14 protein-coding genes are annotated in these 13,970 nt (G+C 59.6%); 6 read left to right on the top strand and 8 right to left on the bottom strand.

Annotated elements, in window-relative coordinates; all coding sequences use genetic code 11:
* Positions 1-50 precede the first annotated feature (50 nt).
* The 3 genes from CLV45_RS07210 to CLV45_RS07200 are packed head-to-tail and all read left to right on the top strand — an operon-like array spanning position 51 to position 2,421.
* Complete coding sequence (locus CLV45_RS07210) at positions 51-1,325, top strand: glycoside hydrolase family 2 TIM barrel-domain containing protein (protein WP_100335684.1); 1,275 nt, start codon at positions 51-53, stop codon at positions 1,323-1,325.
* A gap of 27 nt (positions 1,326-1,352) precedes the next feature.
* Complete coding sequence (locus tag CLV45_RS07205) at positions 1,353-1,859, top strand: hypothetical protein (RefSeq protein ID WP_157807343.1); 507 nt, start codon at positions 1,353-1,355, stop codon at positions 1,857-1,859.
* A gap of 40 nt (positions 1,860-1,899) precedes the next feature.
* On the top strand, positions 1,900-2,421 hold the full coding sequence (locus CLV45_RS07200; protein ID WP_100335682.1) for a GNAT family N-acetyltransferase: 522 nt from the start codon (positions 1,900-1,902) through the stop codon (positions 2,419-2,421).
* Between the two features lie 50 nt (positions 2,422-2,471).
* Here the strand turns inward: CLV45_RS07200 and CLV45_RS07195 are convergent, their stop codons facing one another.
* The 8 genes from CLV45_RS07195 to rsmA form a co-directional block, all read right to left on the bottom strand.
* Positions 2,472-3,512: a hypothetical protein gene (locus CLV45_RS07195; RefSeq protein WP_100335681.1), complete on the bottom strand. Its 1,041-nt coding sequence runs from the start codon at positions 3,510-3,512 to the stop codon at positions 2,472-2,474.
* 2 nt (positions 3,513-3,514) lie between these two features.
* Positions 3,515-4,975 carry an MBOAT family O-acyltransferase gene (locus tag CLV45_RS07190; protein ID WP_100335680.1) on the bottom strand — a complete coding sequence of 487 codons (1,461 nt, stop codon included), beginning with the start codon at positions 4,973-4,975 and terminating at the stop codon, positions 3,515-3,517.
* 334 nt (positions 4,976-5,309) lie between these two features.
* Positions 5,310-6,065, bottom strand: a complete 756-nt coding sequence (locus tag CLV45_RS07185) for a slipin family protein (RefSeq protein WP_100335679.1) — start codon at positions 6,063-6,065, stop codon at positions 5,310-5,312.
* A gap of 281 nt (positions 6,066-6,346) precedes the next feature.
* On the bottom strand, positions 6,347-6,937 hold the full coding sequence (locus tag CLV45_RS07180; protein ID WP_100335678.1) for a hypothetical protein: 591 nt from the start codon (positions 6,935-6,937) through the stop codon (positions 6,347-6,349).
* 43 nt (positions 6,938-6,980) lie between these two features.
* The gene (locus CLV45_RS25535; RefSeq protein WP_157807342.1) at positions 6,981-7,889 is read right to left on the bottom strand and encodes a nuclease A inhibitor family protein; all 909 of its coding nucleotides are present in this window, start codon (positions 7,887-7,889) and stop codon (positions 6,981-6,983) included.
* 200 nt (positions 7,890-8,089) lie between these two features.
* Positions 8,090-8,563 carry a transcription elongation factor GreA gene (greA, locus tag CLV45_RS07170; protein WP_100335677.1) on the bottom strand — a complete coding sequence of 158 codons (474 nt, stop codon included), beginning with the start codon at positions 8,561-8,563 and terminating at the stop codon, positions 8,090-8,092.
* 102 nt (positions 8,564-8,665) lie between these two features.
* A complete protein-coding gene (locus tag CLV45_RS07165) occupies positions 8,666-9,679 on the bottom strand; it encodes an NAD(P)-dependent oxidoreductase (protein ID WP_100335676.1) in 1,014 nt (337 codons plus the stop codon).
* A gap of 23 nt (positions 9,680-9,702) precedes the next feature.
* Positions 9,703-10,560 (bottom strand): 16S rRNA (adenine(1518)-N(6)/adenine(1519)-N(6))-dimethyltransferase RsmA, encoded by an 858-nt coding sequence (gene rsmA / locus CLV45_RS07160; protein WP_100335675.1) that lies wholly within the window; start codon positions 10,558-10,560, stop codon positions 9,703-9,705.
* A 167-nt stretch (positions 10,561-10,727) separates the two neighbouring features.
* Between rsmA and CLV45_RS07155 the strand changes: the two genes are divergently transcribed.
* From CLV45_RS07155 to CLV45_RS07145, 3 genes are all read left to right on the top strand, one after another.
* A complete protein-coding gene (locus tag CLV45_RS07155; protein WP_100335674.1) occupies positions 10,728-12,182 on the top strand; it encodes a leucyl aminopeptidase family protein in 1,455 nt (484 codons plus the stop codon).
* Between the two features lie 207 nt (positions 12,183-12,389).
* Positions 12,390-13,451, top strand: a complete 1,062-nt coding sequence (gene pdxA, locus CLV45_RS07150) for a 4-hydroxythreonine-4-phosphate dehydrogenase PdxA (protein WP_100335673.1) — start codon at positions 12,390-12,392, stop codon at positions 13,449-13,451.
* 131 nt (positions 13,452-13,582) lie between these two features.
* The gene (locus tag CLV45_RS07145; protein ID WP_100335672.1) at positions 13,583-13,951 is read left to right on the top strand and encodes a helix-turn-helix domain-containing protein; all 369 of its coding nucleotides are present in this window, start codon (positions 13,583-13,585) and stop codon (positions 13,949-13,951) included.
* Positions 13,952-13,970 lie beyond the last annotated feature (19 nt).

Genomic DNA, 13,970 nt, shown 5'->3' with positions numbered 1-13,970 from the left:
GGAAATACCGCTTAATTTGGGCACCGCTAGCCTCTACCCCACTTCACCCTATGAAATCCTACCTCCTGCTGGCCTTGCTGGCGCTTACCACTACTGCCCAGGCCCAAACCGGCCCCGTCAAAGTTGAAGTAAAGCAAACCAACGGCCGTTACGAGCTGCTGCGCGGCGGCAAACCCTACTTCATCAACGGCGCGGGCGGCGGGCAGTTTCCCGAGCGGGTGAAGGCCTACGGCGGCAACTCCATCCGCACCTGGAGCACCGACCACGCCGATAAAGTCCTGGCCGAAGCCAACAAGAACGGCCTCACGGTGATGGTGGGCCTCGACGTGGCCCGGGAGCGGCACGGCTTCGACTACAACAACCCGGCGGCCGTGGCCCAACAGCTGCAGAAGGTGAAGGCCGAGGTGCTCAAGTACAAGGACAACCCGGCGGTGCTGTTCTGGGGCATCGGCAACGAGCTGAACCTGGAGTACACCAACCCCAAAGTCTGGGACGCGGTGCAGCAGATTGCCCAGATGATTCACGAAGTCGACCCCAACCACCCCACCAGCACCGTGCTGGCCGGCCTCAATCAGAAGGAAGCCGACTACATCAAGGCTAAGTGCCCGGCCGTGGATATTCTGAGCATCAACACCTACGCCGGCCTGGCCGAAATACCGCAGCAGGTGCGCAAAACCGGCTGGACCGGCCCCTACGTGGTGGCCGAGTGGGGCCCCACCGGCCACTGGGAAAGCCCCGTCACGTCCTGGAAAGCCTCGGTGGAGGAAACCAGCAGCCAGAAAGCCGCCGTGTACCAGAGCCGCTACGAAGCCTCGGTGGCCAAAGACAAAACCCAGTGCCTGGGCACCTACGTGTTTTTGTGGGGCCAGAAGCAGGAACGCACGCCCACCTGGTACGGCATCTTCACCGAGGACGGCAAGGAGTCGGAAGTGGTGGACGTGATGCAGTACCTGTGGAGCGGCAAGTGGCCCCAGAACCGCGCCCCGCATTTGGCTTCCTTCACGCTGAACGGCAAGAAAGCCACCGACAACGTGTATGTGCAGCCCGGCCAGAGCGTGCCCGTGGTAGCCGCCGTGTCGGACCCCGACAAGGACCCGCTCACCTACCGCTATGAGCTGCTGCCGGAAAGCACCGACCTGAAAACCGGCGGCGACCGGGAAAGCCGCCCCGCCGCCATTCCGGGCCTGCTGCCGGCCGGCGCCAAAGGCCAGACGACGCTGCAGGCCCCGACCCAGGAAGGCGCCTACCGGCTGTTCGTGTACGCCTACGACGGCAAAGACAACGTGGCTACGGCTAATATCCCGTTTTACGTGAAGGGGAAATAAAGCTTCCCAACGTATAGAATTGAACCCGTGAGCTTATTCACCATGAAACGTGGGTGGCCCCGCAACCAGCACCTGCTGCTGGTTGCGGGGCTTACGTCCCTCCTGTTTGTAGCAGATGTTACCACTCCCCTGAACATCAATAGCCTGCAGCTGAGTTACCTGGTGCTTGTCGTTGCTTTACTGTCCGCAGTTACCTATTTGTGCCGGGCCTTATTTGCTCAGCACCGAGCCGCTTACACCGGAACCGTACTCGTGCTGGCGGTTCTCCTCAGCTTGGTGGAGTTCCTGTTCATCTACCGCGGCGGTTGGCATACGCAGTCCATTAATTACGTAAATCGGGAGTCCGCCAATACGGTCATCGAATTCCAAATGAAAGACGTTGGCGCTTTTGGCTACCAGAAACGTACCGTTGAGAAGCTGAAGCTGCTGCCAGGAATAAGCTGGATGAAGGAAACTGACCCCGAAAAGGTTGATACGCTGCTTTGGCAACCGGTAAACATCGACGTAAATGAGCTAGGCCTTATATACCCTTAAATATATACTTAGATTACCGAGCAAAAACCAATACTTCGACATGTCCTTCACCCTCCGCCCCTGGCGCCCCGACGACCTTGCCAGCCTGATCAGCTACGCCAACAACCCGGAAATTGCCCGGTTCATGACCGACCAGTTTCCCCACCCCTTCACCGAGGAAAAAGGCCGGGACTTTATCGACTTTGCCACCGGTCATACGCCCCAGCGCATCTTTGCCATCGAGGTGGATGGGCAGGCGGCGGGCGGCATCGGCATTCACCCCCAAGCCGACGTGCAGTGCAAAAACGCCGAGCTGGGCTACTGGCTGGCCCAGCCGTTCTGGGGCCGGGGCATCATCACGCAGGCCATTCAGCAGGTCGTGGACTACGGCTTCCGCACCTTCGACATTACCCGCATCTTCGCCCGGCCCTACGGTACCAATATTGGCTCCCGGCGCGCCCTGGAAAAGGCCGGCTTCGTGCTGGAAGGCCAGTTTGAGAAGACCTTGTTCAAGAACGGCGAGTTTCTGGACGAGCTGGTGTATGCCGTGCGCAAAACAACGAATGGGCAAACTCCGGACTAGCCGAAATTTGCCCATTCGCAGGAGCCTGGCCGGGCTAGGCAGAACCGCCTTTACTGCGGCCGAGGAGCGTAGATCTGCTCCAGAATTTTGCGGCCCACCAGCGGCCGGTAGTGGTCCTGCTCGTAGTAGTTGCCGACTTCTTTGGTAAACTCGTTCACGCCGCTGTAATCGTGAATGTGGCTGGCCCCGAACGTGCGCTGCAACAAGGCCAGATCCGCCGGATTGAGCTGCTGCTGCTTGAAAAGCGGGCTGATGACGATGTGGTAGTTGGTATTGTGGCGCTTGAAAATGTTGCGCATTGCCACCAGTTGCCGCAGCTGCTCGGGCCCGATTACGGCATCCGAAACCCCAGCCTTGCGGGCCAGCCGCAACGAGCGGTTGCGGGCGTAAAAACCCACCGAGTCACGCTTGATTTCGGCGTTGATATCGGGCAGCACCATGTCGTTGGTCACCGGGTCGTAGTAGATGCGGCGGTCTTCCAGAATCCCGAACATCTCGGGCGTAAACTTGCCGGTGACGCGCTGCTTGAGGTACTGAAAAAAGAAGGTATCGGAAAAGTACGCCTTCAGGAAAGCTAGCTGGAAGGCAAACGAAAAGTCGCCCGTCGTGCGCGGATCTTTGCGGTAAATATGGTTGTCCACGTCGCCCACCATTTTCAGCAGTTCCTGGTCGCAAATAATGAGCACGTTTTTTAGGCTGGAGTTGTGCTGCTCAACAAACTGCAGCTTCTGCCCCACCCCGTACAGCGACTCGCCGGAGGCATCGTAGTGAAAGGCCAGGGAGTCGCCGGTGTACTTCACCCAGTCGCGGGTCAGGAAGCTCATCGTGCGGGAGTTGCCCAGAATAAAGCTGCTGTAGGGCCGCTGCTGGTAGGTGTTCAGGTACATCTGGGTGCTGATGTAGTCGCGGTTGGGCACCACGGTCAGCGGCTCATCAAACTTTTTGTAGTCGTACAACACCCGAAATGGGTCAAGCACAAAGTAGCTCACCACAATCGGCAGGTAGGGAATGACCAGCAGCAGCGACTTGAGCAGCAACCGACTAACCGCCTTGGTGTCGGAGGCGGGCTTGGCAGTAGAGACAGAGGCCATGGCTAGAATTGAAAGTAAATGAATTGTACGTGCTCAAAGGCCCCCAGCAAGACGATATAGAGCACGATGCCCTGGTAAATGGCCCAGCGCACGGGCGTGCTCTGCCGCACCAGCCAGTTGTTGATAGAAAGCCGGAATTGGGCTTTTTCCACGGCAAAGAGCAGAATCAGGGCCCCCAACAGCGCCAGCCACTCGGTGCGGGTGTAGAATATCTTGACGGTGGACAGGCCCGTGAATACGGTATCCTTCCAGTAGGCCGAGCTGGTCGTGAACAGGTTGTTGATGACGTAACCGGCATCCTGCAGGGTATTGGCCCGGAAGAAAATCCAGGCAAAGGCGACCAGCACGTACGTGAGGCCCGTGTTGAGCAAGGGGTTATTGAGAAAGTGCAGATTGGTGCGCTCAATAAAGGCAATGCGGCGGGCCTTGGTCAGCCGGCCTACCACCAGGAACAAACCGTGCAAAGCGCCCCAGACAATAAAGGTCCAGTTGGCCCCGTGCCACAAGCCGCTCACCATAAAGACGATAAACGTGTTCAGGCAGGCCCGCAGCAACGGAACGCGGTTGCCGCCCAGGCTGATGTAGAGGTAGTCCTTAAACCACGTGGACAGAGAAATATGCCAACGGCGCCAAAACTCCCCTACACTTTCCGAAAAGTAAGGCCGGTCGAAGTTTTTCATCAGCTCGAAGCCCATCACGCGGGCCGCCCCCAGGGCCATGTCGGAATAGCCGGAAAAGTCGCAGTAAATCTGGATGGAGAAGAACAGCGTGGAAACCAGCACGGGCAGGCCGTGGAAGTCGTGGGGATTGTTGTACACGGCATTCACCATGTAGGCCAGCCGGTCGGCAATGACGACCTTCTTGAACAAGCCCCAGGCCATCAGACGCAGGCCGCTCACCACCCGCCGATAGTCGAAGTATTGCTTTTCGTGAAACTGGTGCAGCACGTTCTGGGGCCGCTCAATAGGGCCCGCCACCAGTTGGGGGTAAAACATGACGTAGAGCGAGTATATCCCGAAATGTCGCTCGGCGGCCTGATGGCCCCGGTATACCTCAATGGTGTAGCTCATGGCCTGAAACGTGTGAAATGACAGGCCGATGGGCAGAATAATAGCGAGCAGCGGCAGCGAGGCAGTGGGGTTGCTCAGGTGCAGCAGCGCATTAACGTTGTCAATAAAGAAGTTATAGTACTTAAAGACGGCCAGCACCCCGATGTTGGCCACCAGGCTCATGGCCAAATAGAACTTACGCTGGGCCCCTTGGGCATTTTCAATCATAATCCCGGCGATGTAGTCGATGACAATCGTCAGGAACAGAATTAGAATATAGGCCGGAATAAAGGCCATGTAGAAGGCACAGCTCGCCAGCAGCAGATGGAGCCACCGGAAGCGGTGCGGCAACAGAAAGAACAGAATTGTTACGAGCGGAAAGAATACGAGAAACTCGAACGAGTTAAAAAGCATGCAATGGGTAGATTTTTTTCAAATTGGACACAAAGCTACCAATAAAGGGCGAGCAAGGACCAGATCCACTGGAACAATTGCGGACTTGTTCGGCAACCAAGTACCTGTCGATATATAGCCCCAATTGATTATAAAGCGCCTTTTGAGCGTCTCACGCTTGCCAATTCGTTTTAGCAGGGCACTCGTTTTGCACGCTGGTCCGGTCAACAAATGGTCCCGCTGAGTGATTTAAATATTATAATAATTCCGAGAATATAGAACGTAGCCAAAACGGCTGCCCGGCCGAGAGAAACTCAGCCGGGCAGCCGTCGAATGGTAGTTAAGACGAAGGTAATTACATCTTCCCGGCCAGTTGGGTCAGGCTTTTGGCAGCCTGGGTAAACTCCGAGGGCACCATCACAATGGTGGTAGTATTGTTGTCGATGCCGATTTCGGAAAGCATCTGCAAACGGCGCAATTCCAGGGCAATAGGGCTTTCCTCCATTTGTTTAGCACCCTGGGTGAGCTTGATGCTGGCTTCCAGCTCGGCTTCGGCCTTGATGATGCGGGCCCGCTTCTCGCGGATGGCTTCGGCCTCCCGGGCCATGGCCCGCTGCATGGACTCGGGAATCTCCACGTCCTTGATTTCCACCATCTCAATCTTGACGCCCCAGGGTTCGGTGGCGGCATCGACCAGGCCCTGCAGGGTGGCGTTGATTTGCTGACGCTCTTTGAGCACGTCGTCGAGCTGGTGCTGCCCGATAATGTTGCGCAGGGCCGTGACGGAGAGCTGGTAGACGGCCTGGTTGAAGTTGGCCACCTTGATAATAGCGCCGGCCGGATCCACGACCCGAAACCAGAGCACGGCATTCACCTTGATGGTCACCGAGTCCTTGGTAATGGTTTCCTGCTGCTCCAGGTCCACGGTTTTGGTCCGGATATCAATGGTTTGCTGCCGCTCGATAAAGGGGATAATCCAGTAGAGCCCGGGGCCGCGGGTGCCCACAAACCGGCCGAGCCGAAAGACAATGGCCCGCTCGTATTCCTGGGCGATGCGCAAGCCCAGCAGCAGAAAAACGACGAGGATGATAAGAACGGAATAGAGTGACATGGCAGAAGAATTAAAGGCGCAGAAAATACCGCGTTGCCGACTTGGCAACACGCGCCGTGCCAGCTTCCCACCCCTGGCTGCCGACCTGCCTTGCCCGCGTTGAAACGCCATTTATATCTAACTCCGCCCTTTTTCGCGAGCTGCACCCGTTTCCGCACCTTATCATTTTGGAGTGGCCTACTTCCTGTTTTGGGGCACCCGAAAAAGCATCGGCCCACTGCCGGATTGGGCAGTGGGCCGATGCGTTTCACCAACTAACCGGTTTTTTGAGCCGATGTCGATTAGCGGGAGAACTTCGAGTCTTGCGGTGCCGGGCGCCGGCCCCGGGTGTCGTAGGATAGATAATCCGCGCCCTTTATTAGCTTATTCCCTTTCGAGAAGCTGTGCGTCACCACGGCCGTATCCTGCGGACTGGTGCGCGTGAAGTACACCATCCGGGTTTCGGTCACCGAGTCTCCGTTTAGCACGGCCGGCAGCGAATACAGAATGAAATCCAGGGAGCCATCGGGCAGGTATTCCCGCCAGTAGGTGTCCCGGCTTCCAGGGTTCGGGTAGTAAAAGTCGGCCTGGAGCTGGCCTTGTTTCGAAAGCCGCTGCCAGTGCCCGTAGGGCGTGAATTTGTACGTCTTACCCCCACGTGATTCCACGCGCAACGGGCCCTGATCGTAAGATGAATGCCACACGTCCTGGTAGGCCTTATGCACCTTGCCAACCGTATCTCCCCGGGCCAGAATGGCCTTTTCGGATGCGGTGAGGTGACGGCGAAATTCGCCGTCCTGGAAATTGGGGCCGAGCGGAATATGCTGGAGCAGCAGGATACTGCCGCCCACCACGCCCAGCGTTACCAGGGCAATGGTCAACGTCTCATTCATACGACAGAGCGGTTTGGGATGCCGAAAACTGGTTGCTTACCGCTTAGGTTTCGGTCAGCACGGTTTTGAAGCCGGCCAGTTTGCCATCGGTGGTCCGGCCCAGGGCGTAGGCTTGCACCTGGGGGCCGGTGCCCACACGGTATACTTTGGTTTCGTCCAACTCCTGCTTCAGAAACATCTGCAGGGCCTTGTAGCGGTTCGCAAGGGCCGGGTCGCCCAGCACCCCGTCGTCGGCGGTGTGGTTGCGCAGGAACTGCATTACGTCCACCGTTTCAACCTTGGTACCAGCCGGCTGGCCCGTGAGCTGCAGCAGCTCGGCGTCGGTCAGCGCCCCGGCTGGCGCGGCGAAGCTGACTACTTCCAGCGGTGCGTCCGAATCACTGACGAAGTGCAGGCCCTTGGTCAGGCTTTGGAGCTGCTGACTGGTGGCGTCAGTAGCGGCCGGAGCGGCGGAAGCTTCTTTGTTTTCGGTGGTTTCATTGGCTTCGATGGTTTCCCGCTCGGCCTTGCTGGCCAGGGGTTTCACCTCGTTATTCTGGGCGGAGGTGCCGCCAGCTTTGGGCACCTGGGCACTGATGGCAGCGGCCAGCTCATTCATGCGCCGCTCTTCCACCTTGATTTTGGGGTTGGCAAAGTTCATGTCCGCCACCTTGGTCATCGGAATCAGGTGAATGTGGGCGTGGGGCACTTCCAGGCCAATAACAGCTACCCCAATTCGCTTGCAGGGCACGGCCTCCTTCACGCCCTTGGCCACGCGCTGGGCAAACTGGTGCAGGGCCGCCAGCTCGTCGGGAGCCATGTCGAAAATGTAGTCGACCTCGCGCTTGGGAATCACCAGCGTGTGGCCTTCCACCAGGGGCGTGATGTCGAGAAAAGCCAGGTGGTGCTCGTCTTCGGCAACTTTATAGGCGGGCAATTCGCCCGAAACAATGCGGGAAAAGATGGAAGGCATCTGTGAATGAGTGAGTAAGTGAATGAGTGAGTTAACGCAGGAGTGGGCAAGCGAAGTATTGTTCCAGTACTTCGCTCATTCACCTGCCCATTAACTGCTGGCCAAAGTACGGGGCAAAACGCAAAAGGGCGAAGCCGCCGGCTTCGCCCTTTTGTGTAGGAATGAAAACTCACTCATTCACCACTTCACTCATTCGCCACCTAGCGGCTTACTTCCAGGATTTGGAATTGCAGCTTGCCGGCGGGCACGGTGATTTCGGCCGTGTCGCCGGCCGACTTGCCGAGCAGGCCTTTGCCGATGGGCGACTTCACCGAAATCTTGCCCGCGGCCAGGTTGGCTTCTTCCTCGGCCACCAGCAGATAGTCGAGAATCATGTTGTTCTTCAGATTCTTGAGCTTCACTTTGCTCAGAATCAGCACCTTGGTCACGTCCATGTTGGTATCGTCGATAACGCGGGCGTTGCCGACAATTTCTTCCAGCTTGGAGATTTTCAGTTCCAGCAGGCCCTGTGCTTCTTTGGCGGCATCGTACTCGGCATTTTCGCTCAGGTCGCCTTTGTCGCGGGCTTCGCGCAGGTCCTCAGCTGCTTTGGCCCGGCCGCGGATTTTGAGGTCCTGCAACTCGTCTTTGAGCTTTTGCAGGCCTTCGGGGGTATAGTAATTTACGGTAGCCATGTCGGGGGATGGGTTTGCTAAAAAACAAGGAGAACGGTCAGCGGGGCCGACCGTTCTCCGGAACAGGTTTAAGACAAATATACGAACCCGCGGGAATTTCTGCTAGTGGGCCGCTCCCGCCCCGCGCAGAAATTCTCCGATTTTACGGGCCAGCACCTCATTTATACGGCGGTACGACTGAAAGCTCCAGCCCCCGATGTGGGGCGAAAAAATGACGTTGGGCGAGGTCTGCAGGAAGTCCAGGTTGGTCCGCTGGGTTTCCGTGAGCGTGGCCAGCTTTTCGTTTTCGAGCACGTCGAGGGCGGCGCCCCGCACCTGTCCGCTCTGCAGGCCGCGCACCAGGGCGGCGTGGTCGAGCACCTCACCCCGGGCCGTATTCAAGAGCCAGATCGGGTTGCGGAAGCCGCCCAGCAGCTCATCGTTCACGAAGTGCTTGTTGGCCGCCTCGTAGGGAATGTGGATGCTCAGCACGTCGGCCCGCTCCTGCAGCTCCCGCAGGCTCACCGATATGGCGTTATGGTCGCCGGGGTGGTCGGGGTTTCGGTCGTGGGCCAGCACGGTGCAGCCGAAGTTGCTCAGGCGCTTGGCAAAAGCGGCGCCCATGTGGCCGTAGCCCAGGATACCGACGACTTTGCCGGCAATTTCCTCGCCCCGGTTGGCTTCGCGCTGCCAGAGGCCCTGGCGCACTTCCCGGTCGGCCCGCACAATATTGCGAAACAAGGCCAGCAGCAAGCCCAACGTGTACTCCCCCACCGCGTCGCGGTTGCCTTCCGGCGCGTTGAGCAGCGTCACCTTGGCCGCCGCCAGGGCCGCTTCGTCAATATTGTCGACCCCGGCCCCGGCCCGGGCCACGTAGCGCAGGTGCGGGCCGTGGGTTAGCAGCTCGGCGGTGATGCGCAGCTTGCTGCGCACAATCAGGCCATCATAGGGCTGGGCGGCCAGGGCGGCCGGAATTTCGGCCGCTTTCAGATCGGGCCGGAAGTGCAGCGTCACGCCCAGGGGCTCGAGCAGCTCGGGCAAGGACGGGTGCATTTCATCGACGCAGAGGCAGAGCGAGGCGGCAGCGGCGGGGCGGCGGGCTTGACTAGGTTCGGGAGGCAGGGCAGGTTCACTCATCCTTACAGCGGGGTTAGCGAAGCTTATTCTTCTTCAGTTTCGTCGACTACGTTCTTTTCGCGCCGGGACTTAGCATTGTTCACCGACGGCGGAGCAATAACGCGGTGCTGCTCCACGTGTTTGGTCAGCTCCACGAAATCGGCCACGCTGAGTTGCTCGGCGCGCTTCTCAAATACGGGGTTGGTTGTCGCCTCGGCCCCCATGCCGAAGGGCTTCAGGGCGTTGCGCAGGGTTTTGCGCCGGGTCTGGAAGGCCTGCTTCACCACCTGGAAAAACAGTTTCTCGTCGCAGCCCAGATGCTCGGTGGCGTTGCGGGTAAGCCGCACCACCGCCGACTGCACCTTAGGCGGGGGAATAAAGACGTGGGGCGGCACGGTAAAGAGCATTTCCACGGTGTAGAAAGCCTGCAGCAGCACGCTCAGAATGCCGTAGGTTTTGGAGCCCGGGGGCTCGGCCAGCCGGTCGGCCACTTCCTTCTGAATCATGCCCACTACCTCGCGCACCTGCTGGCGGTGGGCCAGCACCTGGAAGAAAATCTGGCTGCTGATGTTGTAGGGAAAGTTGCCGATAATAGCCAGCGGCTGCTCGGGAAAGAGCTTACTGAGGTCCTGCTTCAGAAAGTCGGCCGACAGAATGCGGCCTTCCAGGGCCGGAAAGTTGCGGCCCAGGTACTCCACCGATTCCCGGTCAATTTCGACCACCGTGGTGCGGTATTCCGGGTGCTTGAGCAGGTCGCCGGTCAGCACGCCCATGCCCGGCCCGATTTCCAGCACTTCCGTCACGCCGTCGGGCAGGCGCAACGACTCCACGATGCGCCGCGCAATGTTAGGGTCGGCCAGAAAGTGCTGGCCTAAATGTTTTTTGGGGCTAACGTGGTCCATGTTGCAGAAATGTGCGCCGATGCAGCGTAAAAGGAAAAAGAAAGAGCCGCCGCTGCCGTTGGGAAGATAAAGGAGTCGAACCGCCCGGTTCGGGGTTCTTATACTTCAGTTCTACCAAAGGCTGCCTACCTTGCGCGCCCTAACTCGCCCCAAAGATACGCCCGTCTATGTCGATTCAACTAGCCACCGCCGCTGCCCTGCCCGAGCACGCCACCGCCGTCTTCCTGCTGCCCGCCGGCACCAAGGAACTTCCCGCGCCTATCCAGGACCTGCACGAGGCTGCCCGCCAGTACGTTGCCACGCAGCTCGCCGCCGACAACAAGCTGATTACGGTCAACCACTTTTCCCACCAGCACTACTTCGTGGTAGCCGCCGAAAAGCCCACGGTGCACCTCACGGCCGAAGCCGTGCGCAAAAGCGGCCACCAGCTCCACGCCCAGCTCAAGGCCGCCAAGGTAGCCGAGCTCTACGTGCAGGACTTGTCGGGCCACGCCGATTCGACCCTGGCCCTGGCGCTGGTGGAAGGCCTGGCCCTGACGGCCTACCAGTTTGAGGGCTACAAAACCGACGAGAAATCCAAGGAAGCCGCCGCGCTGACCCGCATCCACGTGGTGGGTGGCGCTACCGACAAGGAATTGCAGGAGCTGGATGGCGTACTACAGGGCGTGTTCCTGGCCCGGGACCTGATTAATATGCCGCTCAACAAGCTCAACGCCGAGCAGTTTGCCGAGCGCATGGCCACCGCCGGCGAGGAAGCCGGTTTTCACACCGAAATCCTGGATTTGGTCCGCATCGAGGCGTTGCGCATGGGCGGCCTGCTGGCCGTGAACCAGGGCAGCCCCGAGCCGCCTACGTTTACTATAATGGAGTACAAGCCCGAGGGCGCCACCAACGCCAAGCCTTACGTGCTGGTCGGCAAGGGCGTGGTATTCGATACCGGCGGCCTGAGTTTGAAGCCTACCCCGGCCTCGATGGACATGATGAAGTGCGACATGTCGGGCGGGGCGGCCGTAACCGGCGTGCTGTACGCCTTGGCCAAAAACCAGGTTCCGCTCCACGTCATCGGCCTGGTACCCGCCACCGACAACCGCCCCGGCGGCCTGGCCTTTGCCCCCGGCGACGTGCTGACGATGTACAGCGGCCTGACCGTGGAAGTGCTCAATACCGACGCCGAAGGCCGCCTCATCCTGGCCGATGCCCTGGCGTTTGCCCAGAAATATGACCCCGAGTTTGTAGTCGATATTGCCACGCTTACCGGCTCAGCGGCCCGCGCCATCGGCAAGGAAGGCATCGTGGCCATGGGCACGGCTTCGGAAGACCAGATGGCCGAGCTCAAGAAGTCCGGCAACCGGGTGCACGAGCGGGTCGTGGAATTCCCGATGTGGGAGGAATACGCCGAGCACATCAAGTCCGACATTGCCGACATCAACAACCTGGGCAAGGCCGAAGCCGGCGCCATTTCGGCCGGTAAGTTTCTGGAGCGTTTCACCGGCGGCTACCCCTGGGTTCACCTCGACATTGCCGGCCCGGCCTACCTGCTGGCCCCCGACTCCTACCGCGGCAAAGGCGGCACCGGCACCACCGTGCGCCTGCTGTATGATTTCCTCAAAAACCGCGCGTAGTCAGCTGCTCGTCATGTCGAGCAACGCGAGACATCTCGCGGGCTGACGTTGTAATGGCATCCGTCATGCTGAGCGGAGCAACGCGCAGTCGAAGCATCTCTCCCGCCAAAGTAATCCATTACCATTGCAGTAGAGATGCTTCGACAAGCTCAGCATGACGTTCCTAATTAATCCAGTACCAAGCTTCTCCCCCAAGCACCAAATCCCATGAGTACTCTTCCCCGCCTCGGTATTTCAGTTGGCGACCTAGCCGGTATCGGGCCGGAAATCATTTATAAAACCCTGCTCGACAGCCGCCTGCTCAAGTACTGCACGCCGGTGGTCTACGGTACGGCCACGGTGCTCTTCGACGATTTTCCCGCCGATAAGCAGCAAAGCGCGCCCCTCACCTTCCGCCAGGTACGCTCCGCGGCCGACATTGACCCCGGCAAGCCCAACGCCGTGACCTGCTGGGACGAAGACTACACCCTCACACCCGGCCAGCCTACCGCCGCCTCGGGCCGCGCCGCCCGCGAATCGTTGCTGGCCGCCGCCCGCGACCTGAAGGCCGGCCTGCTCGACGGCCTCGTCACGGCGCCCATCAGCAAGGAAAACACCCAGTCCGATGAGTTCCGCTACCCCGGCCACACCGAGTTTCTGACCAGCTTCTTCGACGCGCCCGAAAGCCTGATGCTGCTGGCCAGTGAGGACCTGCGCGTAGCCACCGCCACCGGCCACATGGCCCTCAAAGACGTGCCCGGCCGCCTGACCAAGGAGCTGCTCACTACCAAGCTGCGGATTCTGCTCAAGTCGCTGAAAGGGGATTTTGGCATCGACAAGCCCCGGGTGGCCGTGCTGGGCCTCAACCCCCACGCCGGCGAAAAAGGCCTGTTGGGCTCCGAGGAAGCGGATACCGTGACGCCCGTCATCGAGCAGCTGCTCAGCGAAGGCCACCTCGTGTACGGCCCCTTCCCGGCCGATGGCTACTTCGGCACCAGCCAGTACCGCTCCTTCGATGCCACCCTGGCCTTGTACCACGACCAGGGCCTGATTCCGTTCAAAACCATTGCCTTCGAGCGGGGCGTCAACTTCACGGCCGGCCTCTCGGTTATCCGCACCTCCCCCGACCACGGCACGGCTTACGGGCTGGCCGGGCAGTTTAAGGCCGACGAAACCTCCTTCCGCGAAGCCGTTTACATGGCCTGCGACCTGATTCGGCAGCGCCAGAAGTATGCGGGGCTCAAGCCGTTAGTACCCGGCCCGGCGCCGCGGGGGGGACGCACGGAGTAGGCATTGTTTCGCTTTGGAATAGATTCTTTTCAAAAGCGAAATTTTGTTTGCCAAATCAAAACTGTGTTGTAGCTTTGCAGCTCCTAAGCGGGTAAGTGTTGCCCGCGCCAACCCGTTTTAACTCCTGTTGCATGCTGCTCCACACTCCTGCTGACTATCGCACGGCCCTACGCCGCCTCGATGCGCTGGCAGCGGCTGGAGTAGAAGGCAATCCGGCGCTGGAAGCCGAGTTTCGGGAGCTGATTGTGGCCCTGGATGCGTACGAAGGCCAACTAGGCTTGCTGCCCATCCCGACGCTGCCGACCTCTTTGGCCGAGATGATCGAGCTGAAGCGGCAGCAGATGCGCCTCAAGCAGAAGGAGCTGGCCGAGCTGCTGGAAGTGCCGGCCGGGCGCCTGTCCCAGATCCTGAGCGGTAAGCGCCGCGTCACGCTGGACCTCGCCAAGCGCCTGTACGAGCGGCTCAATATTCCCTCCGACTTCATCCTCAAGAACGCCTGACCGCCCCTCCACTCGGCTT

It is taken from the genome of Hymenobacter chitinivorans DSM 11115 (assembly GCF_002797555.1).
GTDB classification, from domain to species: Bacteria; Bacteroidota; Bacteroidia; order Cytophagales; family Hymenobacteraceae; genus Hymenobacter; species Hymenobacter chitinivorans.
The sequence above is the reverse complement of the archived record's forward strand: the minus strand, read 5'-3'. Positions and strand labels throughout refer to the sequence as shown.

Coding starts and splice junctions, on each gene's coding strand:
- CLV45_RS07180 (WP_100335678.1), bottom strand. CDS start 6,937: ATGAATGAGACGTTGACCATTGCCCTGGTAACGCTGGGCGTGGTGGGC.
- CLV45_RS07145 (WP_100335672.1), top strand. CDS start 13,583: ATGCTGCTCCACACTCCTGCTGACTATCGCACGGCCCTACGCCGCCTC.
- CLV45_RS07165 (WP_100335676.1), bottom strand. CDS start 9,679: ATGAGTGAACCTGCCCTGCCTCCCGAACCTAGTCAAGCCCGCCGCCCC.
- CLV45_RS07155 (WP_100335674.1), top strand. CDS start 10,728: ATGTCGATTCAACTAGCCACCGCCGCTGCCCTGCCCGAGCACGCCACC.
- CLV45_RS07195 (WP_100335681.1), bottom strand. CDS start 3,512: ATGGCCTCTGTCTCTACTGCCAAGCCCGCCTCCGACACCAAGGCGGTT.
- CLV45_RS07190 (WP_100335680.1), bottom strand. CDS start 4,975: ATGCTTTTTAACTCGTTCGAGTTTCTCGTATTCTTTCCGCTCGTAACA.
- pdxA (WP_100335673.1), top strand. CDS start 12,390: ATGAGTACTCTTCCCCGCCTCGGTATTTCAGTTGGCGACCTAGCCGGT.
- rsmA (WP_100335675.1), bottom strand. CDS start 10,560: ATGGACCACGTTAGCCCCAAAAAACATTTAGGCCAGCACTTTCTGGCC.
- CLV45_RS07185 (WP_100335679.1), bottom strand. CDS start 6,065: ATGTCACTCTATTCCGTTCTTATCATCCTCGTCGTTTTTCTGCTGCTG.
- CLV45_RS25535 (WP_157807342.1), bottom strand. CDS start 7,889: ATGCCTTCCATCTTTTCCCGCATTGTTTCGGGCGAATTGCCCGCCTAT.
- CLV45_RS07210 (WP_100335684.1), top strand. CDS start 51: ATGAAATCCTACCTCCTGCTGGCCTTGCTGGCGCTTACCACTACTGCC.
- CLV45_RS07200 (WP_100335682.1), top strand. CDS start 1,900: ATGTCCTTCACCCTCCGCCCCTGGCGCCCCGACGACCTTGCCAGCCTG.
- greA (WP_100335677.1), bottom strand. CDS start 8,563: ATGGCTACCGTAAATTACTATACCCCCGAAGGCCTGCAAAAGCTCAAA.